General features: G+C 73.9%; 21 protein-coding genes. 17 read left to right on the top strand and 4 right to left on the bottom strand.

The window, feature by feature from the left end; all coding sequences use genetic code 11:
* The first annotated feature begins 34 nt into the window (after positions 1 to 34).
* The 4 genes from J3P38_RS08640 to J3P38_RS08655 all read left to right on the top strand — a co-directional run bounded on the left by J3P38_RS08640 (position 35) and on the right by J3P38_RS08655 (position 5868).
* Entirely contained in the window at positions 35 to 574 is a 540-nt protein-coding gene (locus J3P38_RS08640) for a GNAT family N-acetyltransferase (protein ID WP_210503286.1), read from the top strand.
* Between the two features lie 11 nt (positions 575 to 585).
* Entirely contained in the window at positions 586 to 2478 is a 1893-nt protein-coding gene (locus J3P38_RS08645) for a hypothetical protein (RefSeq protein WP_210503287.1), read from the top strand.
* Between the two features lie 101 nt (positions 2479 to 2579).
* Positions 2580 to 3593: an Ig-like domain-containing protein gene (locus J3P38_RS08650; RefSeq protein ID WP_210503288.1), complete on the top strand. Its 1014-nt coding sequence runs from the start codon at positions 2580 to 2582 to the stop codon at positions 3591 to 3593.
* A 139-nt stretch (positions 3594 to 3732) separates the two neighbouring features.
* Positions 3733 to 5868, top strand: coding sequence for a RecQ family ATP-dependent DNA helicase (locus J3P38_RS08655; RefSeq protein WP_210503289.1), 2136 nt, complete (start codon positions 3733 to 3735; stop codon positions 5866 to 5868).
* Between the two features lie 469 nt (positions 5869 to 6337).
* Here the strand turns inward: J3P38_RS08655 and J3P38_RS08660 are convergent, their stop codons facing one another.
* Entirely contained in the window at positions 6338 to 7912 is a 1575-nt protein-coding gene (locus tag J3P38_RS08660) for a DHA2 family efflux MFS transporter permease subunit (RefSeq protein ID WP_307807814.1), read from the bottom strand.
* A gap of 328 nt (positions 7913 to 8240) precedes the next feature.
* Here J3P38_RS08660 and J3P38_RS08665 point away from each other — a divergent pair, with 328 nt between their 5' ends.
* Positions 8241 to 10943: a DEAD/DEAH box helicase gene (locus J3P38_RS08665; RefSeq protein WP_210503290.1), complete on the top strand. Its 2703-nt coding sequence runs from the start codon at positions 8241 to 8243 to the stop codon at positions 10941 to 10943.
* Positions 10940 to 11647: an SWIM zinc finger family protein gene (locus J3P38_RS08670; RefSeq protein WP_210503291.1), complete on the top strand. Its 708-nt coding sequence runs from the start codon at positions 10940 to 10942 to the stop codon at positions 11645 to 11647. Before J3P38_RS08665 ends, J3P38_RS08670 begins: the two co-directional genes overlap by 4 nt.
* Before the next feature lie 8 nt (positions 11648 to 11655).
* On the opposite strand, the gene J3P38_RS08675 is transcribed toward J3P38_RS08670, so the two are convergent.
* Positions 11656 to 12168 carry a ferritin gene (locus J3P38_RS08675; protein ID WP_210439401.1) on the bottom strand — a complete coding sequence of 171 codons (513 nt, stop codon included), beginning with the start codon at positions 12166 to 12168 and terminating at the stop codon, positions 11656 to 11658.
* Positions 12169 to 12216: 48 nt separating this feature from the next.
* A complete protein-coding gene (locus J3P38_RS08680) occupies positions 12217 to 12768 on the bottom strand; it encodes an SACE_7040 family transcriptional regulator (protein WP_307807815.1) in 552 nt (183 codons plus the stop codon).
* A 307-nt stretch (positions 12769 to 13075) separates the two neighbouring features.
* Between J3P38_RS08680 and J3P38_RS08685 the strand changes: the two genes are divergently transcribed.
* The 8 genes from J3P38_RS08685 (at position 13076) to J3P38_RS08720 (ending at position 22979) form a co-directional block, all read left to right on the top strand.
* Complete coding sequence (locus J3P38_RS08685) at positions 13076 to 13771, top strand: response regulator transcription factor (RefSeq protein WP_246850003.1); 696 nt, start codon at positions 13076 to 13078, stop codon at positions 13769 to 13771.
* A complete protein-coding gene (locus tag J3P38_RS08690) occupies positions 13768 to 14979 on the top strand; it encodes a sensor histidine kinase (RefSeq protein ID WP_210439403.1) in 1212 nt (403 codons plus the stop codon). The genes J3P38_RS08685 and J3P38_RS08690 overlap by 4 nt, the downstream gene beginning before the upstream one ends.
* A gap of 9 nt (positions 14980 to 14988) precedes the next feature.
* Positions 14989 to 16596: a carboxyl transferase domain-containing protein gene (locus tag J3P38_RS08695; RefSeq protein ID WP_455430090.1), complete on the top strand. Its 1608-nt coding sequence runs from the start codon at positions 14989 to 14991 to the stop codon at positions 16594 to 16596.
* 10 nt (positions 16597 to 16606) lie between these two features.
* Complete coding sequence (locus J3P38_RS08700) at positions 16607 to 18556, top strand: ATP-binding protein (RefSeq protein ID WP_307807816.1); 1950 nt, start codon at positions 16607 to 16609, stop codon at positions 18554 to 18556.
* A complete protein-coding gene (locus J3P38_RS08705) occupies positions 18549 to 19481 on the top strand; it encodes a hydroxymethylglutaryl-CoA lyase (protein ID WP_210503292.1) in 933 nt (310 codons plus the stop codon). The genes J3P38_RS08700 and J3P38_RS08705 overlap by 8 nt, the downstream gene beginning before the upstream one ends.
* Positions 19482 to 19561: 80 nt before the next feature.
* Complete coding sequence (locus tag J3P38_RS08710; protein WP_210503293.1) at positions 19562 to 20647, top strand: hypothetical protein; 1086 nt, start codon at positions 19562 to 19564, stop codon at positions 20645 to 20647.
* Positions 20644 to 21792: a hypothetical protein gene (locus J3P38_RS08715; RefSeq protein WP_210503294.1), complete on the top strand. Its 1149-nt coding sequence runs from the start codon at positions 20644 to 20646 to the stop codon at positions 21790 to 21792. The genes J3P38_RS08710 and J3P38_RS08715 overlap by 4 nt, the downstream gene beginning before the upstream one ends.
* On the top strand, positions 21789 to 22979 hold the full coding sequence (locus tag J3P38_RS08720; RefSeq protein ID WP_210503295.1) for a hypothetical protein: 1191 nt from the start codon (positions 21789 to 21791) through the stop codon (positions 22977 to 22979). Before J3P38_RS08715 ends, J3P38_RS08720 begins: the two co-directional genes overlap by 4 nt.
* 7 nt (positions 22980 to 22986) lie before the next feature.
* On the opposite strand, the gene J3P38_RS08725 is transcribed toward J3P38_RS08720, so the two are convergent.
* The gene (locus J3P38_RS08725; RefSeq protein WP_210503296.1) at positions 22987 to 23664 is read right to left on the bottom strand and encodes an EcsC family protein; all 678 of its coding nucleotides are present in this window, start codon (positions 23662 to 23664) and stop codon (positions 22987 to 22989) included.
* Positions 23665 to 23771: 107 nt separating this feature from the next.
* Between J3P38_RS08725 and aat the strand changes: the two genes are divergently transcribed.
* From aat to J3P38_RS08740, 3 genes are all read left to right on the top strand, one after another.
* The gene (aat, locus tag J3P38_RS08730; RefSeq protein WP_210503297.1) at positions 23772 to 24458 is read left to right on the top strand and encodes a leucyl/phenylalanyl-tRNA--protein transferase; all 687 of its coding nucleotides are present in this window, start codon (positions 23772 to 23774) and stop codon (positions 24456 to 24458) included.
* A gap of 77 nt (positions 24459 to 24535) precedes the next feature.
* Positions 24536 to 25024, top strand: coding sequence for a hypothetical protein (locus J3P38_RS08735; protein ID WP_210503298.1), 489 nt, complete (start codon positions 24536 to 24538; stop codon positions 25022 to 25024).
* 111 nt (positions 25025 to 25135) lie between these two features.
* Entirely contained in the window at positions 25136 to 25522 is a 387-nt protein-coding gene (locus tag J3P38_RS08740; RefSeq protein WP_210439411.1) for a ClpX C4-type zinc finger protein, read from the top strand.
* The last annotated feature ends 44 nt before the right edge of the window (positions 25523 to 25566 follow it).

Here is a 25566-nt window from a genome sequence, read left to right on the forward strand (position 1 = left end):
CGTCGGGACACCGAACCACCGGAGAACCGACGCCATGAGCTCATCGACGAGCACGCCCGCGGCAGACGCCCGCTGGCTGCCCACCGACTGGACCCACCCGGTCCACGTCCCGGTCGGCGCCGACCACCACCTGCGGCCCATCCGGGCCACCGACGTCGACCTCGACCTGCCGGCCGTCCACGGGTCGCGCGAGCGCCTGTGGGCGATCTACGGCCGTGCCTGGGGCTGGCCGCCCGTGGCGATGACGCGCGAGCAGGACCTCGACGACCTCGCCCGCCACGAGGCGGAGATCGAGGCGCACGAGTCGTTCAACTACGCCCTCTTCGACGCTGCCGAGACCCGCCTGCTCGGCTGCGTCTACATCGACCCGCCCGAGAAGGTCGGCGCGGACGCCGAGATCTCGTGGTGGGTCGTCGACGAGCTCGTGGGCAGCGCCACGGAGGCCGCCCTGGACGCCCTCGTCCCGGCCTGGATCGCCGCCGACTGGCCGCTCGAGCGGCCCCGCTACGTCGGCCGCGACCTCACCTGGGACGAGTGGCTGGACCTGCCCGACCTGCCGACCCAGGAAGCCTGAGGAGGACCGACATGCCCACCCACACCCAGCACCCGACCCAGCACCCGCGCCGCCGCTCGCTGCTGCGCGCGCTCCTCGCCGGTCTCGCCGCCCTGGCCGCGACCACCGGCCTCCTCGCCACGACGTCCGCGCCCGCGAGCGCGGGACAGGTCGGCGTCACCGTCGGCATCCGCGGCGCCGGCTCCGTCACCGTCGTCGAGGGGTCCATCGAGGACGGCGCGCAGTTGACCTGCCAGCGCCACGACAACCAGGACCAGCGCGTCACCGCCTGGTGCCCGCGGATGCGCAACTCCGAGGCCTTCGAGGCCTGGGTCTGGCTCCGCGCGACGCCTGCGTTCCAGCCCGCCGACCAGTGGGTGTTCCACCGCTGGACCGGCTGCGACCAGACGCGCGAGCGCAACGGCTTCCAGGAGTGCGCCGTGCACTCGGGAGCGTTCAGCAGCGACGAGAAGTACCCCGTCGCGGAGTTCCTCGACGTCGTGGCGCCCGAGGTCTCCGGTCCCATCGCCGGTCCCGTGGCCGGCCAGGACCGCACGTTCTCCTTCCTCTTCAGCGCCAGCGACGGCGTCACCTCCTGCCGCGTCGTCGGCGTGGTCGAGTGGTTCCGCTGCGCCAACGGACACCCGGTGCAGGTCCCGGAGGGGGCACACAGCTTCCAGGTCCGCGCCACGGACCCGTCCGGCAACGAGGGTCTCGAGACGGTCGGCGTCGTCGCCGTCGACACCCGCATCGCCTCCGGGCCCCCGTCGCGCACCAACGACCCGACGCCGAGCTTCGACCTCAGGACCGGCGCCGGCAAGGGCTTCTGGTGCTCTCTCGACGGCGGCGACTGGGCCGCCTGCGGGACCGGCATCGCCGCGACGTACGAGACGCCCGCCCTGGCCGACGGTGCCCACCGACTCCTCGTCCAGGCCCGCAGCGGCACCTGGCTGGACTCGGTCCCGGCCGAGTGGCGGTGGGTGAGCGACACGGTCGGCCCGACGACGACCATCAGGGCCGTCACGGCGGGCAGCACGGCCGAGGTCACCCTGACCAGCGCCGACGCGGTGCGCTACGAGTGCCGCCTGGACCGGCCCACCGGCGCCGGTGCCTGGGCCGAGTGCGCCTCCGGGATGCGCTTCCTCGGGCTCGCGGACGGCGAGCACAGCCTGTCGGTCCGCGGGGTCGACGACGTCGGCAACGTGGAGTCCCCCGCCAAGGTCCACCGCTGGACGGTGCGCACCAGCCCCGACCCGGACCCGGGCCAGGACCCCGGTCAGGACCCGACCCAGGACCCCGCCCCGCTCCAGCTCCCCGGCGACACCACGCCGCCGGAGACCACGGTGACCAGCGGACCCTCCGGCTTCGTGGCGGCGCCGTCGGCCACCTTCGGGTTCACCAGCGAGGTGGGCGCCGGCTTCCGGTGCACCCTCGACGGCGCACCGGTGGCCTGCGGCAGCGCGCTCGCGCTGAACGGCCTCCGCAGCGGCACGCACGCCCTGGCCGTCGCAGCGGTGGACGCCGCGGGCAACGTCGACCCCACGCCCGCGGTCCGCACCTGGACCGTGCCGGCCACGGCGGCCGAGCTCCGGCCCGGACGCGGCTGGAGGCTCGAGCGCAGCGCGAAGGCGTACGGCGGCAGCCACCTCGAGTCGAGCCGGCGCGGCGCGGCCCTGACCCGCAGGGTGCAGGGAGCGCGTGAGGTCGCCCTCGTCGTCGGCAAGGGCCGGCGCCACGGCACGGTGAAGGTCTACGCCGGCTCGCGCCTGGTCGGCACGGTCCGGCTGGCGGCCACGCGGTCCACGACCCGGCAGGTCGTGCCCGTCACGAGGTTCGCCACGCCGTACACCGGCCGCCTCCGCGTCGTCGTCGCGACGCAGGGCCGCCCGGTCCGCATCGAGGGACTGGGGGTCGCCACCGGATGACCACCCGTCCCGGGCGAGCGGCGACACCGCTCGCAGCACTGCTCCGCAGCACCCACACACATCAGCACACCCATCCCAGCACCACCACGAAAGGCACTGCCATGAAGAAGCTCCACCTGGCCCTCACAGCGATGACCACCGTCGCCGCGGGCCTCCTCGCGCCGCTCTCCCCGAGCGCGGCCGCCACCGCATGGAACGACGGGTTCCACGACGAGGACCAGATCATCGACTGCATCACCAGCAGCCCGGCGACGGGCGTCAGCGCGAACGTCGGCTGGTCCTCGCCCACGGGCAACGTCCCGAAGGTCGGGGAGACGTTCTGGCTGCGCGGCTACGTCGGCCTCGTCGGCCTGCCCTGCAGCGGCAAGGTCGGCGTCCTGCCGGAGATCCTCGTCCCACGAGGGGTGGAGTACGTCGACCAGGACGTCCGCTGGGACCTCACCCCCGCCGGCCAGCAGCAGCAGCTCGGCACCGGCGGCCTGGCGTTCGACTGGGGCGCCAACGGCGGCATCCTCATCGGCAACGCCGACTTCACGCCGTTCACGCTGCGTCAGGGCGACATCCTCGAGTTCCAGGTGCCGGTCCGCGCCACCCGGGAGCTGAAGGGCCCCGCGACCCAGCAGCCGCAGTGCCAGTCGAGGCTCGACGGCGACGCGCCCTGCCCGATCGCCCAGTCCGGCGACCACCTGCAGATCGCCTACACGGTCACCGGGCACGGCGGTGACAAGCACTACGTCACCCCGTTCGTCGGGCTCTTCGCCAGCGGCGCGGGCACCACCCCGAACCCGTCGCCGAACCCGTCGCCGAACCCGTCGCCCCAGCCCGGGGCCGGGAAGGCCGCGTCGACGACCAAGGCGACCTGGAAGCCGTCCGCCGCCCGCAAGGGCAAGGTCACCGTGGTGGTGTCCTCGGCGGCCACGCCCACGGGCGCGGTCGTCGTGAAGGACAACGGCAAGACGATCGCCAAGGCCGTGCTGAAGGCGTCCCACAAGGGCCGGGTGATCATCACCCTTCCCCGGATGCGCAAGGGGACCCACACCCTCGTCGCCTCCTACCGCGGATCGGACACGACGTCCCCGTCGTCCTCCGCGAAGCGCACCGTCCGGCTGCGCTGACCCCGCCGCCGCACCCGCCCGGGCTCCCCACACCCGGGCGGGTGCGGCACCCTGCCTGCTCCCGCAGCCGCCGCTGACCCGCGCAGCCCTCCGGGGCCGCGCCGTCGCCGGCGTCGGTGGCGGTTGGTAGACAGGACGCATGACCACGACCGCCAGCGACGACGTACGCCTCACCGCGCGGGAGGCCGCCGAGCGGCACCTGCGCGCCCTCGTGGGCCGCGACGACGCCCGGCTGCGCGAGGACCAGTGGGCCGCGATCGAGGCGCTCGCCGTCGACCGACGGCGTGCGCTGGTCGTGCAGCGCACCGGCTGGGGCAAGTCGGCGGTCTACTTCGTGGCCACCAAGCTCCTGCGCGAGGCCGGTGCCGGGCCGACGGTGATCGTGAGCCCGCTGCTCGCGCTGATGCGCAACCAGATCGCCGCCGCGGAGCGCGCCGGCATCCGGGCGGTGACGATCAACTCCACCAACATCGACCAGTGGCAGCCCATCCACGACCAGATCCACGCCGGCGAGGTCGACGTCCTGCTGGTGAGCCCGGAGCGGCTCAACAACCCCGGCTTCCGCGACGAGGTGCTGCCGCGGCTCGCGGCCACCTGCGGCCTGCTGGTCGTCGACGAGGCGCACTGCATCTCCGACTGGGGCCACGACTTCCGCCCCGACTACCGCAGGCTCCGCACCCTCCTCGCCGAGCTCCCGTCCGGCATCCCGGTGCTCGCCACCACCGCCACCGCCAACGCCCGGGTGACCGACGACGTCGCCGAGCAGCTGGGCGTCCACGCCGACGGGTCCGCCGACTCCGCCGTCCTCGTCCAGCGCGGCACCCTCGACCGCGAGTCGCTGCGCCTCGGCGTCGTGCAGCTCACGACCGCCGAGCAGCGGCTCGCCTGGCTGGCCGACCACCTCGCCGAGCAGCCGGGATCCGGGATCGTCTACTGCCTGACCGTCGCCGCCACGCAGGAGGTCGCCGGATACCTCCGCGACCGCGGCCTCGAGGTCGCGGCCTACTCCGGGCAGACCGAGGCCGACGAGCGGCACGCGCTGGAGCAGGCGCTCGTCGAGGGCCGGGTGAAGGCGCTCGTCGCGACCAGCGCCCTGGGCATGGGGTTCGACGCCAGCCTCGGCTTCGTCATCAACCTCGGTGCGCCGTCCTCGCCGGTCGCCTACTACCAGCAGGTCGGTCGTGCGGGCCGCGGCACCGACGACGCGACCGTCGTGCTGCTGCCCCAGGTCGAGGACCGCGACATCTGGGCCTACTTCGCCTCGCTCGGCTTCCCGCGGGAGGAACAGGTCCGCGAGACGCTGGCCGCGCTCGCCGGCTCCGACCGGCCCCTGTCCACCGCGACGCTCGAGACGCGCGTCGAGCTCGGTCGCAACCGCCTCGAGTCGATGCTCAAGGTGCTCGACGTCGACGGAGCGGTCCAGCGCGTGCAGGGGGGCTGGGTCGCCACGGGCCGGCCGTGGAGCTACGACGCCGAGCGCTACGCGCGGGTGGCCGAGGCGCGCGAACGCGAGCAGCAGGCGATGCTCGGCTACCTGCGCACCACCGAGTGCCGGATGCGCTACCTGCGTGAACAGCTCGACGACCCCGACGCCGCCGACTGCGGTCGCTGCGACAACTGCGGCGGCCTGACCCTCTCGACCTCCGTGAGCGAGGCGGCCGTCGCCGAGGCCGGCGAGCGCCTGTCGCGCCCGGGCGTCGTCCTGGAGCCGCGCCGCATGTGGCCGACCGCCCTCGCGAACCTCGGCCTCGACCTCAAGGGCAAGATCGCCGAGGGTGCCGAGCCGGGCCGAACCATCGCCCGCCTCACCGACCTCGGGCACGGCCAGGCGCTGCGCGCCCTCTTCCGCGAGGACACGCCCGACGGGCCGGTTCCGCCTAGCCTGGCCCGGGCCGTGATGGACGTGATGAAGGACTGGTCGTCGGAGTGGACGTCGCGCCCCGACGCCATCGTCGTCGTCGAGTCGGCCACCCGACCCACCCTGACCCGCGACCTCGCCGACGGCCTCGCCCGCGTGATGCAGGTTCCCGTCGTGGGCACGTGGTCGATCCGCGACGGCTCCGTGCCGCCGCGCGCCGGACAGTCCAACTCCGCGCAGCGCGTGGCCGCCGTACGTCGCCGCGGTGGCCTCGACGCCGACATCCCGCCCGGCGCGACCGTCCTCCTCGTCGACGACCAGGTGGCCACCGGCTGGACCCTCACCGTCGCCGCCACCGCGATCCGCGCCGCCGGCGCGAGCGCCGTGCTGCCCCTCGCCCTCGCGACCCAGGGCTGACCCGGCTCGCCTCGGTCCGCCTGCCGGCCGCGCCCGCTCGCCGCGCCGCTTCCGGCGGGCCGCCTCTCGCTCGCCGCCGCTGCGTCATACGAACCCGCACCCATAGGCGCCGGAACGTATGACGCAGGCCACGCCGCAGCTCGAGCGTCATGCGAACCGGCACCTATAGCGTCCGCTCCGTATGACGCAGGGCCCGCGGGTGCCGTCCGCGCCGGCCACCGCCGACCTGAGCGTCATACGAACCTGCACCTATAGCCGTCGGAACGTATGACGGACGCGCCGCCCGCGCCGGCAGCTCGAGCGTCATGCGAACCCGCACCCATAGCGTCCGCTTCGTATGACGCAGGCGCCCGCCCGACGCAGGCGCCCCCCGACGCGGACGCCCGCGCGCGGCAACAGACCGCTCGGAACGACAGCGGCCCGCCCTCGAGAGGAGGGCGGGCCGGGAGTCGTCGTACGACGTCGGGCTTCAGTGGCCCATCATGGCGGTCGGGTCGACCGGGGCGACCTTCTTGCGGGGCAGGAACGCCGCCGGGATCAGGCAGCAGGCCACGAGCACCGTCGCCACGATGAAGACCGTCGCGAAGGCGTCGGCCATGTCGCTGGTGACCAGCTGCTCGAGGTTGCCGAGCTGGTCGGGGGAGATGCCGAAGCGCTCGATGACCGCGGCGACCTGCGACTGGTCGTCGCCGGCCTCGGCCAGCGCGGCACCGGCGGCCGCGAACTTCGAGTCCTTCAGCTCGTTCGTGAGGATCACCGAGAAGAGCGCGGTGCCGATCGAGGCCGCCACCTGCTGGGTGATGTTGAGCAGCGTCGAGCCGCGGGCCACGTTGTGCGCGGTCAGCGTCGCGAGCGCGGCGGTCATGATCGGCATCATCGTGCCGCCCATGCCGAGGCCCATGATGAAGAGCGCGCCGAGGATGTACCAGTACGACGTGTCCGCGCCGATCTGGGTGAACATCGCCATGCCGACGGTGATCACGGTGATGCCGACGAGCACGATCTTCCCGGGGCCGATCTTGTCGGCGAGGATGCCGGCGATCGGCATGGTGATCATCGCGCCGACGCCCTGCGGGGCCAGCAGCCAGCCGGTGAACAGGGTGCCCTCGCCGCGGACCTGGATGAAGTAGAGCGGGAACAGCAGCGACGCGCCGAAGAACGCGATGGCGAACAGCGTCATCGCGATGACCGCGACGGTGAGGTTCTTGTTGGAGAACAGGCGCAGCTCGACGAGCGGGTGGATGTTCTTGCGGTTGAGCGCCCACGGGACGAACGCGGCGATGAGCGCGAGGCCGAGGACCATCGGGACGAGGACGCGGGCGGCCATCGCGGTGCCCTCCTCGGGGATGGAGCTGACGCCGTAGAGGAACGCCGCCAGGCCCGGGGAGAGCAGGATCATGCCCAGCCAGTCGAAGGTCTCCGACGGCTCGACCTCGTCCTTGGGCAGGACGACCCAGGCATAGGCGATCGCGGCGATGCCGATGGGCAGGTTGATCAGGAAGATCCAGTGCCACGAGGCGCTCTCGATGAGCGCGCCGCCGATGATCGGGCCGAAGATCGGGCCGAGGAGCATCGGGATGCCCAGCACAGCCATCACGCGACCGACCCGCTCCGGACCGGCGGCGCGGGTGAGGATCGTCATGCCGAGCGGCATGAGCATGCCGCCGCCGAGGCCCTGGAGGACGCGGAACAGGACCAGCAGCTCCAGCGAGGTCGCCGCGGCGCACAGCACGGAGCCGGCGGTGAACAGGGCGACGGCCAGCAGGTAGAGGCGCTTGGTGCCGAAGCGGTCGGCGGCCCAGCCGGTCAGCGGGATCACGCTGGCCAGGGCCAGGGTGTAGCCGGTCATCGTCCACGCGACCTCTGCGGCGGTGGCGTCGAACTCCTCCTGGAAGGTGTTGAGCGCGACGCTGACGACGGTGATGTCGAGGATCGACATGATGGCGCCGAGGACGACCACGCCGGCGACCATGAGGACGCCCCTGTCGAGCTTGTCGGATGGCTCCGGCTGGATCTCACCGGGCTGGATCTGGGTGTCAGTCACCCGGAAAGGCTATTGGTTGCATCCGACAACGACCCAATTGTTTTTGCGGTGTGCTGGGTCACGTCGAGGCCGTGCGCGAGGACCCGCCCAGGACCCGCCCGGGCCCGGCCCAGCCTCGGGCGAGCGTCGACGAGACGCACCCGGTACGCCGTCGCGCATCGCCCCTGGACCGGCGCGGCGCCGCCGGCCCCCGCGCCGGAAGGTTCGAGGCCAGGCGCTCGTCGCGCCGGGCCGCCCACGCCGAGGACGCTCGCCCGGAGCTCTCGGAACTCCGTGTCGGTGCGAGGCGTTAGCGTCCCTGTTAGCCGTCCTGCCGAGAGGTGCCTGCATGAGCGTCGTCCCGGTCACCGGTCCTGCCCGGCTGCTGGTGGGCCAGCCGCCCCGCGACGGCTCCGTGGAGTTCACCGACGACCGCCGCACGATCGTCATGCCGATCCGGGGGGCGCTCCCGGTCCTGGGCAAGGTGCGCGACCGCCCCGACGTGCACCCGTCGGTCGCCATGCTGGCGGGCGCCGCGCTGATGGGGCTGCAGCTCGTCGCCTCGGGCCGGTTCGCACCCGACGCCGAGGGGCGGCACTGGCAGGTCGCGGGGCTCGACGCCGACGACGAGCGCCGCATCGCCGAGCTGGCGCGCGCCCGGGCGTGGGACGGCTTCGACGAGGCGACCGCCGAGGGCATGGTGCGCGGGCTGCTCGACGCCGTGGTCGACACCATGCCGCGCACCTCCCCGGGGCGGTCGCGGCACCGCGCGCCGGCTCCGGTGGGCGGGGCCCCCGAGCCGCGCAGCCCCGACGACTTCAGCGACGAGCTCCGCCAGCGCATCGCCCGGATCCGGGCGCGCGGCCGCGACGACCGGCCGCACCTGGTGTCGATCTCGTTCCGGATCGAGGCCGACGAGGAGGAGCTCGTCGCCGGCGCGGTGCGCCTGGTGCTGCAGGTGCACGCGGTCGACAACGCCGCCCACGTCGCCGACGCGTCCGAGCTGTGGGCCGACTCCGGGCCCGACGCCGCGCACGGCTTCGGTGACCGCGCGCGCACCCACGCCGCGATCGCGCTGCGCTCGGCGGCCGACGCCTGGCCGGTCCTCGACCGGCTGCTCGACCTGCGCGTGCCCGACGAGATCACCCTCGACAGCGACGAGATCCTCTCGCTCCTCGACGGCGGCGCCGCTGCGCTCACCGAGTCCGGGCACCCGGTGATGTGGCCGAAGTACCTCGACCGCGAGGTCACCCACCGCGTCGAGCTGGGCCGGCGGACGGCGTCGTCGCCCCGGGAGGAGATGCTGCAGGACGGGCTGTTCGGGCCGCAGGCGCTCTTCGGGTTCGAGTGGCAGCTCTCGCTGCACGGCGAGGAGCTCACCCAGGAGGAGATGGATGAGCTGGCCCGCACGACCAGCCCGATCATCAAGCTCCGCGACAATTGGGTCGCCGTCGACTCGGCGGTGATCAAGCGTGCCCGCAAGCGGCTGATCCGCACGGTCACGCCGGTGCAGGCCCTCGCCGCGACCCTCACCGGCGTGGTGGACGTCGAGGACGCGCCCTACAAGGCCGTCGTCGGCGCCAGCCTGCTGAAGGTGCGCGACCGCGTCCGCGACGCCGGCTCGGGAGCGCTCGTCGAGGTGCCGGCCGCCCTGCAGGCCGACCTGCGCGACTACCAGCGCCGCGGGCTCTCCTGGCTCGCCGAGCTCACCTCGCTCGGGCTCGGCGGCTGCCTCGCCGACGACATGGGCCTCGGCAAGACCATCACGGTGATCGCGCTGCACCTCCATCGCGCGGCAGCCGGGGCCGGCGGGCCCACGCTGGTGGTCTGCCCGGCGTCGCTGCTCGGCAACTGGGAGGCGGAGATCCGCCGGTTCGCACCGGGGGTCGACGTACGCCGCCACCACGGGAGCGCCCGGGACCTCGACGGCGTGAGCGGCGGGTTCGTGCTCACCACCTACGGCACGATGCGCAACGACGCGGCGCTGCTGGCCGAGGTGCCGTGGGAGCTCGTCGTCGCCGACGAGGCGCAGCACATCAAGAACTCGCGGTCGGCCGCGGCCCGGGCGCTGCGCACGATCCCCGGCACGGCGCGCGTCGCGCTCACCGGCACCCCCGTCGAGAACGACCTCACCGAGCTCTGGTCGATCCTCGACTGGGCGATCCCCGGCCTGCTCGGCAGCCGCAACGCCTTCCGCAAGGTGTGGGCCGGGCCGATCGAGTCGGGGCTCGAGCCGACGAAGGCGCGCCAGTTCGCCGACCTCATCGGCCCCTTCCTGCTGCGACGGCGCAAGTCCGACCCCGGCGTCGCGCCGGAGCTGCCGCCCAAGACCGAGACCGACCACGTCCTCGGCCTGACCCGCGAGCAGGCGGTCCTCTACGAGACGCTCGTGCGGGACTCAATGCGCCGCATCGAGGAGGCCGACGAGGAGACCCGCCGCGGCCTGGTGCTCAAGCTGCTGACCGGGCTCAAGCAGATCTGCAACCACCCCGCTCACTTCCTGCGCCAGCCGGCGCCCAAGCTGCGCGGACGCTCGGAGAAGCTCGAGCTGCTCGACGAGCTGGTCGGCACCGTCATGGCCGAGGACGGCGCGGTCCTCGTCTTCACCCAGTACGTCGCGATGGCCGACCTGCTCGTCCGGCACCTCGCCGCGGCCGGCGTGCCGCACCAGCTGCTCCACGGCGGGACGCCGGTGCGCCAGCGCGACGCGATGGTGGCCCGCTTCCAGGCGGGCGACGTCCCGGTGTTCCTGCTCTCGCTCAAGGCCGGCGGCACGGGGCTGAACCTCACGCGGGCCGACCACGTCATCCACTTCGACCGCTGGTGGAACCCCGCCGTCGAGGACCAGGCCACCGACCGCGCCCACCGCATCGGCCAGACCCGGCCGGTGCAGGTGCACCGCTTCGTCACCCAGGGCACGATCGAGGAGCGCATCGCCGAGCTGCTCGCCCGCAAGCGCTCGCTCGCCGACGCGGTGCTGTCCACGGGCGAGGCGGCGTTCACCGAGCTGTCGGACGACGAGCTGCGCGACCTCGTGGAGCTGCGACGGTGAGCGCGTCGCCGAGGCCGGTCACCACCCACCCGCGGCTGCCCGCCCGCCGCGGTGGCGGCGCCGGCACGTGGTGGAGCAAGGCGGTGCTGCGGGCGGTCGAGGAGGCCGCCTTCAGCGTCGCCGACCTCCGCCGCGGTCGTACGCTCGCCCGCGCGGGCGCGGTCGGCTCGATCACCGTGTCCGAGGGCGGCGCCCTCGCGGCGGTCACCGACGGGCAGGACGCCTGGACCGTCGAGGTCACCGTCCCGGTGCTCGACGACGGGGACGCCGCGGCGTTCGTGGAGCTCGTCGCCGCCGAGTCCGGCCGCATCGGCGCGCTGCTCGCGGGACAGCTGCCGCACTCGCTCGTCGAGGCGGTGGAGGAGGCCGGCGTCGAGCTGCTGCCCTACGGCGGCGAGCTGGGGTCGGCGTGCACCTGCGACGCGTGGCTCGACCCGTGCCCGCACGCGCTGGCCGTGCTGACGCAGCTGGCGTGGCTGATCCAGGCCGACCCCTTCGTGCTCACCCACCTGCGCGGGCTGTCGCGCGACCGGGTGCTCCGCGACCTGCACGCGCTGACGTCGCCGCGCGACCCCGACCCGGGGTCGCCCGGGGACCAGCCGGCCCTCGACGACGAGGTCCTCGACGACCTCGTGGTGGCCGAGGACGCGGCCGTCCGTGCGGCGCGGCTGCTCGGCCGGGAGCGCCCGTTCGACGCCTGGTGAGCCGGCGCTCAGCGCGCCTCGGGGGCGGGGGCCGGGCGCGCGCCGAGCTCCTCGTCGAGGCGCAGCAGGCCGGGACCGTCCTCATTGATCATCCGCACGCGGCCGACGATCTCCTTGACCGTCGCCTCCTCCTCGATCTGCTCCTCGAGGAACCAGTTGAGCAGCGGGCGGGAGTCGAGGTCGCCCTCGGCCTCGGCGAGGCGGTAGAGCCCGCGGATGGACTCCGAGACCTTCTCCTCGTGCGCCAGGGCCGCCTCGAAGGCGTCGAGCACCGACGCGACCGGGACCTGCGGCGCCTCGACGGCGCCGATGCGCGGGTGGTTGTCGCGGTCGGCGACGTGGTCGATGAACCGGTGGGCGTGCAGCAGCTCCTCGTCGGCCTGGTGGCGGAACCACGTGGCGATGCCGGAGAGGTCCATCAGCTCAAGCTCGATCGCGAGCTGGCGGTAGACCAGCGACGCCTGGAACTCGAGCGTGATCTGCGCGTTGAAGGCCGTCTCGAGGGTGGCGCTGAGCTTCATGGCCGCACCCTAGCCGGTGCCGGTCGCGGCGGCCGCCGGGCGCAGCGCTCAGGCGAGACCGAGGGCGCCGTGCGCCATCTCCCGCAGCACGTCGTGCATCTGCGGGTCGGGGAGCCGGCCGCTGTGCGGCGTGGAGTTGAGCAGCCCGAAGAGCACGTGCGCCCGGGTGCGGGAGGCCTCCGGGCTGAGCGCGGGGTCGTGGCGCCGCACCTGGGTGGCCCAGACGTCGACGTACGCACGCTGGAGGGCGCGGACGCGCTCACGGGCCTGGTCGGGCAGGTTGCTCCAGTCGCGGTCCTGGACGACGATGAGCGCGCGGTGGTCGAGGGCGAACTCGATGTGCCACTCCACGAGCGCCTCGAGCGCCTCACGGGGGCTCGCGGCGCTCGCGACGCGCGAGCGGCCCTCGGCCAGGAGCGTCTCGCTGATGGTCACCAGCATCTCGGCGAGCATCGCGTCCTTGGACTCGAAGTGCTTGTAGAGCGCCGGTCCCGAGATGCCGCACGCCGAGCCGAGCTCGGCGACCGACACGCCGTGGAACCCGCGGGCGGCGAAGAGGTCCGCCGCGATGTCGAGGATCTGCTGGCGGCGGGGCGTCACGAGCTCGAGGTTAGTGCCTGCTAACCCGTCCCGTGGCGTGCGCGGGGCCGGGAGCGCCATGCCACGCTCCGGATCCTGCCTGACGGCGAGCGGAATCACACGTACCTCCCCTGTTGCGGTGCACCCAGTGGGCCGCACCCCCGCGGCGGCCCACTGATCCCTCCACGAGTCAGCGCACCTTCCCCGCTCAGGATTCTGGGTGAGGCCTCGGACAGGCGCAGTGGTGCCAGCACCACCTTCGGTCCTCGCGGCCGCGGTCGTGCCTGCTCTAGCGACGCAGGGGCGCGCGCGTGGCTACAGTGCGCGCATGTCGCAGATCCGCGTCGTCCTGGCCGAGGACGGTGACCTCCTCCGCGCCGGCGTGCTCGCGCTGCTCGAGGCCTACGACGACATCGACGTGGTCGCGACCGCGACGAGCCTGCCGGAGCTGGTCGCGGCGGTGGACGAGCACCGGCCCGACGTCGTGCTCACCGACATCCGCATGCCGCCCGACTTCACCGACGAGGGCATCCGCGCGGCGGGCGAGCTGCGGCGTACGCACCCGGGCATCGGAGTGGTCGCGCTCACGCAGTACTCCGACGTGGAGTACGCCCTCGACCTGGTGCGCGACGGCAGCGACGGTCGCGGCTACCTCCTCAAGGAGCGCGTCGCCGACGTCGACGAGCTCGTGGCGGCGCTGCGTTCCGTCGCGGCGGGTGGCTCGGTGATCGACCAGATCGTGGTCGACGCGCTGATGGCCACCGGCACCAGGCGTCACGACTCGCTCCTCGACCGCCTGACGGCGCGCGAGCTCGAGGTGCTGGGCATGGTGGCGCGGGGGATGACCAACGCCACGATCGCCGACGCGCTCGTGATCACCGACCGAGCCGTGGAGAAGCACATCGGCTCCATCCTGACCAAGCTCGACCTGCCGTCGGACGCACCGGTGCACCGCAGGGTCGCCGCCACCTTGGTCTTCCTCAGCGAGGCAGGCGTCGGCGGCGGGGTGTCGCCGCGCCGATGAGGGGGCTGCTGGCGGGTTGGTCGAGCCTGGACCCCGCCCTGTGCAGGCTGCTGCACATCAACCTGCTGGTGCTCACGGTGTCCACGGCGGCGCTCGGCGCGGCCTACGTCCTGGGGTTCGAGCACACCGCCGTGGAGATCGACCTCGCGGTGATGGTGGCCGCCCTCGCGATCCTGCTTGCGACCCCACCCCTGTGCCGCCGTCACGGCGCCGTCGCGGCGGTCGTCGGCCTCACCCTGGCCTCGCTGTTCTTCGCCGTCGGGGCCACGTGGGCGACGCCCGTCCTCACCCCGCTCACCGTTCTGGTGACGACGGTGCCGCTGCTGGTCGGCTTCCCGTACCTCAGCCGGCCCTGGATCGGCGCCCTCATGGTCGTGGCGGTCGTGGGCAGCGCCTCGGTCGCCGCCCTCGGCGAGTGGCGTCGTGTCGAGGCGGTCCACGAGCAGTGGTGGGTGAACGCCGTCGTGGTCGCGGCCTCCCTGCCGGCCGGCGTGGCCGTCGTGGTGTTCCTGGTCCGCGACGCCTACACGCGGCTGCGCGACCAGACCGACCAGCTCGCCGAGTCCCGCACCCGGATCGTGGAGGTCGCCGACGCCGCACGCCGCAGCCTCGAGCGCGACCTCCACGACGGCGCCCAGCAGCACCTGCTGACGATGAGCGTGACGACCGAGCGGGCGCGCAAGGAGCTGCTCGCCGGCCGGCACGAGGGCGCCGCGGCGCTGCTCGACCAGCTGGCCGCCGACACGCGGCAGGTGGTGCAGGAGCTGCGCGAGCTCGCCCGCGGCATCTACCCGCCGCTCCTCACCGAGCGCGGGCTCGTCGCGGCGCTGCAGTCCACCGCCCGCCGCTCCGCGGTGCCGGTCACGCTCGACGTCGCCGACTTCGAGCGGCCGAGCCGGCAGGTCGAGGCGGCGGCGTACTTCTGCATCCTCGAGGCGCTCACCAACGCCGCCAAGCACGCCGGCGCCAGCGAGGTGCTGGTGACCCTGCGCGGGCGGCCGCACCTGACCTTCAGCGTCTCCGACGACGGACGCGGCTTCGACCGCGCGCAGATCGGCGAGGGCGGCCTGCTCGGCATGGAGGCGCGGGTCGCGGCCGCGGGGGGCACGCTCACCCTCGAGACCGAGCCGGGCCACGGCACGGTGCTGCGCGGGGAGTTCCCGCCGCCCCCGCCCGGCCGATGGACACCGGAGGTTAACGATCGCTAACCTGAGCCGGTGCCCGAGCCCCTGAGCCCTCCCGCCGGTCCCACCGCGGGTCCCACCGCGGGTCCCGCGCCGACCATGCGCGAGCTCGTCGACGACCTGCGCGCCCGGCTGGCCCGGGTCCGCCAGGGCGGGTCGGAGAGCGCGCGCCGCAAGCACACCGACCGCGGCAAGCTGCTCGTGCGCGACCGCGTGGACCGGCTGCTCGACACCGGCAGCCCGTTCCTCGAGGTCGCGCCGCTCGCGGCGTACGGCATGTACGGCTCGGGCTCGGGCGACGACCACGCGGTCCCCTCCGCAGGTGTCGTCGCCGGCATCGGCCGTGTGTCGGGGCGCGAGTGCGTGATCGTCGCCAACGACGCCACCGTCAAGGGCGGCACGTACTACCCGATGACGGTCAAGAAGCACCTCCGCGCGCAGGCGATCGCCGCGGAGAACCACCTGCCCTGCATCTACCTCGTCGACTCCGGGGGCGCGTTCCTGCCGATGCAGGACGAGGTGTTCCCCGACCGCGAGCACTTCGGCCGGATCTTCTTCAACCAGGCGACCATGTCGGCGCGGGGGATCCCGCAGATCGCGAGCGTGATGGGCTCCTGCACCGCCGGCGGCGCCTACGTGCCGGCGATGTCGGACGAGACGGTGATCGTGCGCAACCAGGGCACGATCTTCCTCGGCGGGCCCCCGCTGGTGAAGGCCGCGACGGGCGAGGTCGTGACGGCCGAGGACCTCGGCGGCGGCGACGTGCACGCGCGGACCTCCGGCGTGGTCGACCACCTCGCCGAGGACGACGCCCACGCCCTCGCCATCGTCCGCTCGATCGTCGACACGCTCCCGGCCCGCACCGCGGTGCGCACGCCCGGCGCGGACGTCGAGGAGCCGCACGAGCCGCCGGAGTCGCTCTACGACGTCGTGCCGACCGACACCCGCACGCCCTACGACGTGCGCGAGGTCATCAGGCGGGTGGTCGACGGCAGCCGGTTCCACGAGTTCAAGAGGCTCTACGGCGACACGCTGGTGTGCGGCTTCGCCCGGATCTTCGGCCACGAGGTCGGCATCGTCGCCAACAACGGCATCCTGTTCAGCGAGTCGGCGCTCAAGGGCGCGCACTTCATCGAGCTGTGCAACCAGCGCGGCATCCCGCTGGTCTTCCTGCAGAACATCACCGGCTTCATGGTCGGGCGCGAGTACGAGAACAAGGGCATCGCCCGCGACGGCGCCAAGCTCGTCACGGCCGTCGCGTGCAGCGTCGTCCCCAAGTTCACCGTCGTCATCGGCGGCTCCTTCGGCGCGGGCAACTACGGCATGTGCGGGCGGGCCTACGACCCGCGCTTCCTGTGGATGTGGCCCAACGCGCGGATCTCGGTCATGGGCGGCGAGCAGGCGGCGTCCGTGCTGGCGACCGTGCGGACCGACCTCCAGGACGAGGCGGCGGTGGAGGCGTTCAAGGCCCCGATCCGCGAGCAGTACGAGACCCAGGGCTCGCCCTACTACGCCAGCGCCCGGCTGTGGGACGACGGCATCATCGACCCGGCCGACACCCGCCGCGTGCTCGGCATGGCGCTGGCCGCGACGTCGTACACCCCGATCCCCGAGCCGTCCTACGGCATCTTCAGGATGTGATGGCGCCCCCGTGACCACCTTCGACCCGACCATGCGCGTGCTGATCGCCAACCGCGGCGAGATCGCGATCCGCGTCGCGCGGACCTGCCGGCGGCTCGGCCTGCCGACGGTCGCCCTCTACACCGACCTCGACGCCGACGCCCCCCACGTCCGCGCGTGCGACGAGGCCGCCCACGTGCCGTCGTACCTCGACGTCGAGGCGGTCGTCGCCCGCGCTCGGGCGCACGGGTGCTGGGCGGTCCATCCCGGCTACGGCTTCCTCTCCGAGCGGGCGCCCTTCGCCCGCGCGCTGGCGGACGCCGGCATCACCCTGGTCGGGCCGTCGGCCGAGGTGATGGACGCCATGGGGCGCAAGGACGCCGCCCGCGAGGTCGCCGTGGCGGCCGGGGTGCCGGTCGTGCCGTCGTACGTGCTGGACGGACCGGACGCCACCGACCCGGCGCGATTCGCCTACCCGGTGCTGGTCAAGGCCGCCGCCGGCGGTGGCGGCAAGGGCATGCGGGTGGTTCGCTCGGTCGAGGAGTACGCCGAGGCCCTGGCCGCGGCGCGGCGCGAGGCCCGGTCCTTTTTCGGCGACGACACGATGCTGGTGGAGAAGTACGTCGAGTCCGGTCGCCACATCGAGGTGCAGGTCATGGGCGACGCCCACGGCACCGTCCTGCACTTCTTCGAGCGCGACTGCTCGACGCAGCGCCGCCACCAGAAGGTGCTCGAGGAGGCGCCGGCGCCCACGATCAGCGACGAGCAGCGGGCGGCGATCACCTCGGCAGCGGTCGCGCTGGCCCAGCAGTGCGGCTACACCGGCGCCGGCACCGTCGAGTTCCTCCTGGACGCCGCCACCGGCGAGTTCTACTTCCTCGAGATGAACACCCGCCTCCAGGTCGAGCACCCGGTCACCGAGGAGGTCGTCCGCGTCGACGGGTGGGGCGACGGCGGGCGCGTCGACCTCGTCGAGCTCCAGCTGCTCGTCGCGGCCGGCGAGCCGCTGCCGTTCGACCAGGACGCGATCTCGCTCGAGGGCCACGCGGTCGAGGCGCGCGTGTACGCCGAGGACTCCTTCTCCGGCTTCCTGCCGCAGGCCGGGCGCACGTCGATCGTGCGGTGGGGCGACGGCGCCCGCGTGCGGGTCGACCACGCGCTCGGGCCCGACCAGGAGGTGAGCACCTCCTACGACCCGATGCTCGGCAAGGTGATCTCATGGGCGCCGACGCGCGAGGAGGCCATCGACGAGCTCGCCGACGCCCTGGGTCGGACCGCGATCCTCGGCATCACCACCAACACCGGCTTCCTGCGCGCGCTGGTCGCGTCGCCGGAGTTCCGCGAGGCGACGATCGACACCGCCTGGCTGGACCGCCACGAGGTGCCGGCTCCCGACGGGCGTCTCGCGCGCGTGATCGGCGCCTGGACTCAGGTCCTCCTGGACACCTCCGGCGCGACCGGCCCGTGGCAGGCCGACGGATGGCGGATGGGTGCGGACCCGGCGCCCGACACGGTCGTGCTGGGCGACGACGTCGTCGTGGTCGACCGCCACCGCGGACGCGTGAGCCTCGACGGGCGCAGCCACGACGTCCGGATGGTGTCGGCAGCCGACCACACCGTGCACCTGCTCGTCGACGGTGTCGCCGAGCACGCCGTGCTGAACGTGCAGCGCGACGCCGTCGACATCGTCCACCGCGGGCAGCGCTGGGTGTGGGAGCGCCCCGACCCGTTCGGCGACCACGCCGCCGCCGGCGGCGACGGCACCCTGCTCGCACCCATGCCCGGCACCGTCCTCGCCGTCAACGTCTCCGCGGGTCAGCCGGTGGCCGAGGGTGAGACGCTGGGGGTGATGGAGGCGATGAAGATGGAGCTCGCGCTCAAGGCGCCCTTCGCCGGCACGGTGACCGCTGTCGGTGCGGCGCCGGGCGACCTGGTCAGGCTCGGCGCCGTGCTGTTCACCGTGGAGGCCTTCGATGACTGACCTGCCGATGACCGTCCGCGCCGACGGCCTTCCCGAGCGGGTCACGATCTACGAGGTCGGCCCCCGCGACGGCCTCCAGAACGAGCAGGCGGTCGTGCCCGTCGAGGTCAAGGCCGAGTTCGTCCGCCGGCTGCTGGCCGCGGGCCTCCCGGTCGTGGAGGCCACCAGCTTCGTGCACCCCCGGTGGGTCCCACAGCTCGCCGACGCCGCCGAGCTGATGGCTGCGCTGGGCGAGGAGGGCCGGCGCCTGCCGGTGCTGGTGCCCAACGAGCGTGGCCTCGACCGCGCCCTCGAGCTCGGCCTGCAGCACGTGGCGATCTTCGGCAGCGCGACCGAGACCTTCGCGACGAAGAATCTCAACCGCACCTTCGACGAGCAGTTCGCGATGTTCGAGCCCACCGTCGACCGCGCCCGCGCCGCCGGGATGGACGTCCGGGCGTACCTCTCGATGTGCTTCGGCGACCCCTGGGAGGGGGCGGTGCCGCTCGAGCAGGTCGTCACGGCCGGCACGCGGCTGCTCGACCTCGGCGCGAGCCGGCTCAGCCTCGGCGACACCATCGGCGTCGCGACCGCCGGGCACGTCAAGGCGCTGGTGGCGGCGTTCGCCGACGCGGGCGTCGGGGCCGACCGCCTGGCGATGCACTTCCACGACACCTACGGGCAGGCGCTGGCCAACACCTACGCCGCGCTCGAGGCCGGCATCACGACGTTCGACGCGAGCGCGGGCGGGCTCGGCGGGTGCCCGTACGCGAAGTCGGCCACCGGCAACCTCGCCACCGAGGACCTGGTGTGGATGCTCGACGGCCTCGGCATCGACCACGGCGTGGACCTGGCCGCCGTCGTCGCCACGAGCGCCTGGATGGCGCGCGAGCTGGGCCGGCCGAGCCCGAGCGCCGTCGTACGCGCGCTCGCCTCGGCCGGGTAGTCCACCGGCATGCGGTCGTTCCAGGGGACACCTGGCAGCCATTTCCCGGTGGACTACCCCGCTCGGGCACAATCAGCGCCATGAGCCGCGTCGTCCACCTCCACATCGGGGCCCCCAAGACCGGCACGACGTACCTCCAGGACCGGCTGATGCTCAACGCCGCCTCCCTCGGCCGGCACGGCGTCGCCGTCCCGGGCACGCGCACCGGCCGCACCGACGTGTTCCACTTCCGCGCCGCGCTCGACCTCCTCGACCAGGACTGGGGCGGCGCGCCCGGCCACGCCAAGGGCGCCTGGGACGCGATGGTCCGCAAGGTCGGCCGTGCCGACGGCAACGTGGTGATCAGCCACGAGATCCTCGCCGGGGCCAAGCCCGACAAGGTCGCCAAGGCGATGAACGACCTCGCCGGCGCGGAGGTGCACGTCGTCTACTCCGCGCGCGACCTCGGCCGGCAGCTCCCGGCGGCGTGGCAGGAGTCGATCAAGCAGGGCCGCAAGTGGCCCTTCCGCCGCTTCCTGACCAAGGTCGAGCGCGGGCAGACCTGGTTCTTCAACGCGATGGACCTGCCGACGGTCCTGTCGCGCTGGGGCGCCAAGCTGCCCCCCGAGCGCGTGCACGTCGTGACCGTGCCGCACGACCGCGGGCCCAACGGCGACGAGCTCTGGCTGCGCTTCTGCCGCGCCTTCCGCATCGACCCCGCCTGGGCGCCGCTCGACTCCGAGCGCGACAACCGCTCGCTCGGCATCGCGGAGACCTCGTTGCTGCGCAAGCTCAACCGGCGCCTCGAGCTCGGCGTGTGGCGCGACCCGGCGTACGACAACCTGATCCGCGAGATCCTCGCCCAGGAGGTGCTCGTGTCCCGCGACGCCGTTCCCGTCCGGCTGCCTCCCGACCGCTACGACTTCGCCGAGCACCAGGCCGGCCTCTGGATCGACTGGATCAAGGGGAGCGGGGTGGACGTCGTCGGCGACGTCGAGGACCTGCGACCGCGCCGGCCGGCGGAGGGGGACTCCTGGAAGGACCCCGACCACGTGCGCGCCAAGCTCGAGCTCGGCGCTGCGCTCGACGCCCTCACTGTCATGACCCAGGAGGCCGCGAACCGCACCACGAGCGACACCGTGGGCGCCCGCCTCCGCGACACCGCGCGCCGGCTGCGGGTCCGGTGACCGCCGCCGGCTCGACGGCTCGCGCGCACGGCTGGGTCGCCCACCTCCGCGACGGAGGTACGACGCCGTGGCTGGCGTGGGCCGACGACGGCGGGTCCGCCGCGTCGGTCCGCGCGCTGCCGGGGGCCCAGCAGCTCGAGCTGTTGCGCCGGCTGAACCTCGCCGTCGCGTCGGGCGCGGGCCGGAGCGGCGCCCGCGGGCGCGACCACGCGCGGCTCGCGGACCGCGTCCTGACGGCGTCGGCCGCCGGCCGCGGCAAGGCCGACCTCCCCCTCCTCGGGCTGCCCGCCTCCTCCTTCGGCCCGCGGCCGGTCGACCCGGCGGGCGTGAGCGCCCACGAGCTCTTGCGGGTGGCGAGCGCCGTGCTGGCCGACGACCTCGTCGAGCTGGGCGCCGACCCGGTGCGCCGGACCTGGGCGAAGCCGTGGCGTCGCCGCTTCCGCCTCGTCGGCGACCCCCTCGTGACCACCGCGGCACGCGAGCACCTGCTCGGGCGCGGTCGCCCCGAAGGCGGGCCGCGGCCGTTCGTCGTCGCCGTCGGTGCGCCGCTGGACGTCCTGCTCGCGCACACCTGGACCCAGCGCTGCTTCGAGCACGGCAGCAGGCCCTGGGAGGACTGGCTGCGCTTCTGGCGCCAGCGCGACCAGCTGCCCGCCCGCGTCGACCTCGGCGACTCCGTACGCCGCTGGAACGGTCGGCGCCCGTTCGTCCGGGTCGTCACCGACCTCGACCAGCTGCCGCGGCACCTCGGCGTGCGGCACCTGCCGGAGGTCCGGGTGCCGGGGGCCGACCAGGCCGAGCTGGCGCGCCGGATCGCCGCCGTCGTCGGCCTGCGCGCGCCCGCGTCCGAGCGTCCCGCGCTGATGCGGACGCTCCAGCGACGGATCCCCGACAGCGGCGTCGCGCCGGTCGGCGTACCCGCCCGGGAGCGTGCGTGGGTCGCGTCGTCCGCGGCACGCATGACCCGCGAGCTGACCCGCGCTGGCTACCCTGTCGTCGGCGACCTCGCCGACCTCGCCCCCCGCTCCGCGCCCGCCGCAGCGACCGGCGCCGACGACGAGCAGGTGCTGGAGCTGGCGATCAGGATGATCGTGGACCCGGCGTGGCGACGGACGCGGGCGACGACGAGGGAGGTGGAGCGGTGAGCAGGCGGGTGCTGCTGCACGTGGGCTGCCCGAAGACCGGCACGTCGTACCTCCAGGACGTCCTCTTCCGCAACCAGGCGACGCTCCGCGAGCACGACATCCTCTACCCCGCCGAGCGGTTCGACGCGCACTTCCTGGCCGCGCTCGACCTGATGACGCTCCCGTGGGGCGGCATCGAGACCGAGGCGGTCGGTGCCTGGGACCACCTCGCCGAGCAGGTCCGGGACTGGCCCGGCACCTCGATCGTCAGCCATGAGATCTTCGCCCGCGCGACGCCGACGCAGGTCGAGCGCGCGCTCGCGTCGCTCGGTGACGCCGAGGTCCACCTCGTGCTGTCGGCGCGCGACCTCGTGCGGCAGGTCCCGGCGGAGTGGCAGGAGAACGTCAAGCACCGCAGCCACATCACCTACGCGGCGTTCCTCCGCACGATCCGCGACCCCGGGCGCGACTCGCGGATCGGCTCGTGGTTCTGGGCGGTCCAGGAGGTCCCCGACATCCTCGAGCGGTGGGGCGCGTCCCTGCCCCCCGAGCAGGTGCACCTCGTGACGCTGCCGCCGCCCGGCTCCGACCGCGGCGAGCTGTGGCGGCGGTTCTCGCGGACCTTCGGCCTCGACGGCCTGCCGCTCGACCTCACCGCGGAGCGCGAGAACCCCTCCCTCGGCGTGCCGGAGACCTCGCTGCTGCGCACCATCAACGAGCGGGTCACCTCGATCATCGCGCCGCCGGACTACCGTCCGCTGGTCCGCGAGACGCTCGCGCACCAGACCCTGTCGCGCAGCGTGGCGTCGGCACGGCTGGGCCTCTCGCCCGACGACCACGCCTGGGCGCGCGAGCTGTCGCGCAGCTGGATCGACGCCCTCGCGGGGCGGGGGTACGACGTCGTCGGCTCGCTCGACGACCTGCTCGGTCCCGACCCGGGGACGTTCACCGACCCCGACTCCGTGCCGGCCGACGAGCTGCTGCCCCCGGCGCTCGACGCGATCAGCGCCCTGCTGGTGGAGGGCGCGCGGCTGCGCGCCGTCGAGGAGCGGCTGCACGAGGAGCTGCGGGAGGCGCGCGAGGAGCGCGACCGGGCGCTGATGACGACGACCCACCGGGTCAAGCGCAAGATCGTCACCACGCTCGAGGACAGCCCGGCCGGGCGGGGCACGCTCGACGCCTACCGGCGGATCAAGCGCCGGAGCTAGCGGCGGCTCAGCGCTTGCGCGGCAGGAGCTCGCGGTCGGCGTAGCGGCCGATCTTCCAGGTGGCGTAGCCGTCGGCGCCCATGCCCACGACGCCGCCGATCACCGGCACCCGGCGACCCACCGTCGTCGCGAACCGCTTGCCGGCGACGCGGGCGATGATGTCGGTCGCGACGACGGCCGAGATCGTGCCGTCGATCGTCGGGTCGTGCGCCGGAGCCGTCGCCAGCGCCATCGGCGTGCCGGCCAGCTTCTTCCTCTTCACGAGGGCGGTGACCTGGTCCTCGCCGAGCAGCAGGGCGAGGATCGCGTTGCGCACGCGCGGGTCGGAGAGGTCGTGGCCGCGCAGGTGCGCGATGCCCGCGACCATCCGGCACTGGATGAGGGCCAGGCCCGTGACGTTCGCCGGGATGGTGACCGCCATCGTCACCAGGCCGCCGATGTTCGTGGCGAACCCCTGGGCGCCGGCGATGCGCACGTTGTTCTCGATGACCTCGTGGATCGCGCGGTCGACGTCGCCCCGCTGCTCGGCGAGCTGCTTGTCGGCGGCCACCGCCGCGGGAGCGAGCGGCCCCACGCCGTCGATCGCGCGGTTGAGCGCCTCGCGCACGAAGCCGCTGGTCAGCCCCGGAGCCAGCTCCTGGATCCTCGGCGCCAGCTGGCGCCCGACGGTGTGCTTCAAGCCCATGCGGCGATCGTACGGTCGGTGCCGTAGCCACGCCTAGCGAGGCGGCAGCGCCGCGCTCGGTGCCACGGGCGCGCCGGCCCGCCGGGGCGTTCGGTAGCGTGCGAAGCGTGCCGACCGCCCCCGCTCCGACGCCGTGGGCCTTCCCGGAGCACGCGACGTGGGACCCCGAGGACGACCTCGTCGCGCTCGGTGCCGACCTCGAGCCCGGCACGCTGGTGACGGCATACTCCCTCGGCCTTTTCCCGATGCCGGTCACGCTGGACGGCGAGGAGCACCTCGGCTGGTTCTCCCCGGTCGAGCGGGGGGTGCTGCCGCTCGACGGGCTCCGGGTGTCCCGCTCGCTGCGGCGCTCGCTGCGCGACTTCGAGATCCGGGTGGACACCGCCTTCGACGAGGTGGTGTCGCGGTGCGGCAGCCCGGACCGTCCCGACGGCTGGATCACCTCGGACTTCGAGCACGCCTACGGTCGCCTGCACCGGCTGGGGTGGGCGCACTCGGTCGAGACCTGGCGCGACGGGCGGCTCGTGGGCGGGCTCTACGGGGTGAGCATCGGCGGGCTGTTCGCGGGGGAGTCGATGTTCCACCGCGAGCGGGACGCCTCGAAGGTCGCCCTCGTCGCGCTGGTCGACCTGCTCCGCGACGAGCACGCCGACCAGCGGGTGCTCGACGTGCAGTGGCAGACACCCCACCTGGCGTCGCTCGGCGTCGTGCGCCGCCCGCGCGCCGAGTACCTCGAGCAGCTCGAACGGGCCCTGCGGGTGCCACTGCCGGCGGCCTTCCGGTTGGACGGTTGACCGACGTCGCGGGAGGCTGGGCCCCACCACGAGCGGCGACCCCGCCGCACGTCGGGGCCGACACGAGGGGGAAGCCCATGCACATCCGTACCCGCCTGACCCTGGCCGGCGCCGCGGTGCTGGTCGGCACCGTGACCGCGGCCTGTGGCGGCGGGGGCGGCGGCGCCCCCACCGACGCGAGCGAGAAGGGCTTCCGCGCGGCGGCCAACAGCCTGTGGGCCGACCTCGCGCCCGAGGACATGAGCGCGCCCGAGGCGCCCAGCGACGAGGAGATGGCGCGGGTGGTCGAGGACTGGGGCAACGAGATGGAGGAGGTCGGCACGCCCGAGGGCATCCCCGACGACGCGCGCAAGGGCTTCGAGGCCGTCGTCGACCAGGCCAAGGACGTCGACGCGGCCGACTTCTCCGCCGAGAGCCTCGAGGAGCTCGGCCGCGGCGGCGCCGACGCCTCCGAGGAGGTCCGGCAGCAGGCCGAGGCGTTCGCCGACTACCTCACCGAGACCTGCGGCAACCCGCTCGACGACATCGAGATGCCCGAGCTGGAGGCGCCCGGGACCACCGGGTGACCGCGTGCCGGTGCGCGGCCACCCGACGTGCACCGGCTCGTCGGCGCACCGACACCCGCCCATCAGGCGTGACGGTGCATCATGGGAACCGCGGCGGAAGGAGGGTGCACGATGGCGATCACACGCGCCGGCAAGATCTGCTCGTTCTGCGGTGAGCCCGGTGGTCCCGGCACCGACCTGCCCCTGATCGGCGGGCTCGGCGCCCAGGTGTGCGCCCGGTGCGTCGACGACTTCCACGCCACCCTCCACGACGAGCAGCGGCTCGCGGCCGCCCGCGGCGCGTCCCCGTGGGACACGATGGACGAGGCCGAGCTCGTCGCGACGCTCCCGATGATCCTGGCCTCCGCCGAGCAGAACACCGCCTTCGCCCGCGAGTGGGTCGACCTGCTGCGCAGCCGCAACGTCTCCTGGGCGCAGATCGGCCGCGCCCTGGGCGTCTCGCGCCAGGCGGCGTGGGAGCGGTTCGCCCGCAAGGGCGACCGGACGGCGAGCGCGTGAGACGATCGACCCGTCGTCAGGCTAGTCTTGACGCACGGGGTGCG

The sequence above is a fragment of the Nocardioides xinjiangensis genome (assembly GCF_017916455.1).
In the GTDB taxonomy this organism is placed as follows: Bacteria; Actinomycetota; Actinomycetes; order Propionibacteriales; family Nocardioidaceae; genus Nocardioides; species Nocardioides xinjiangensis.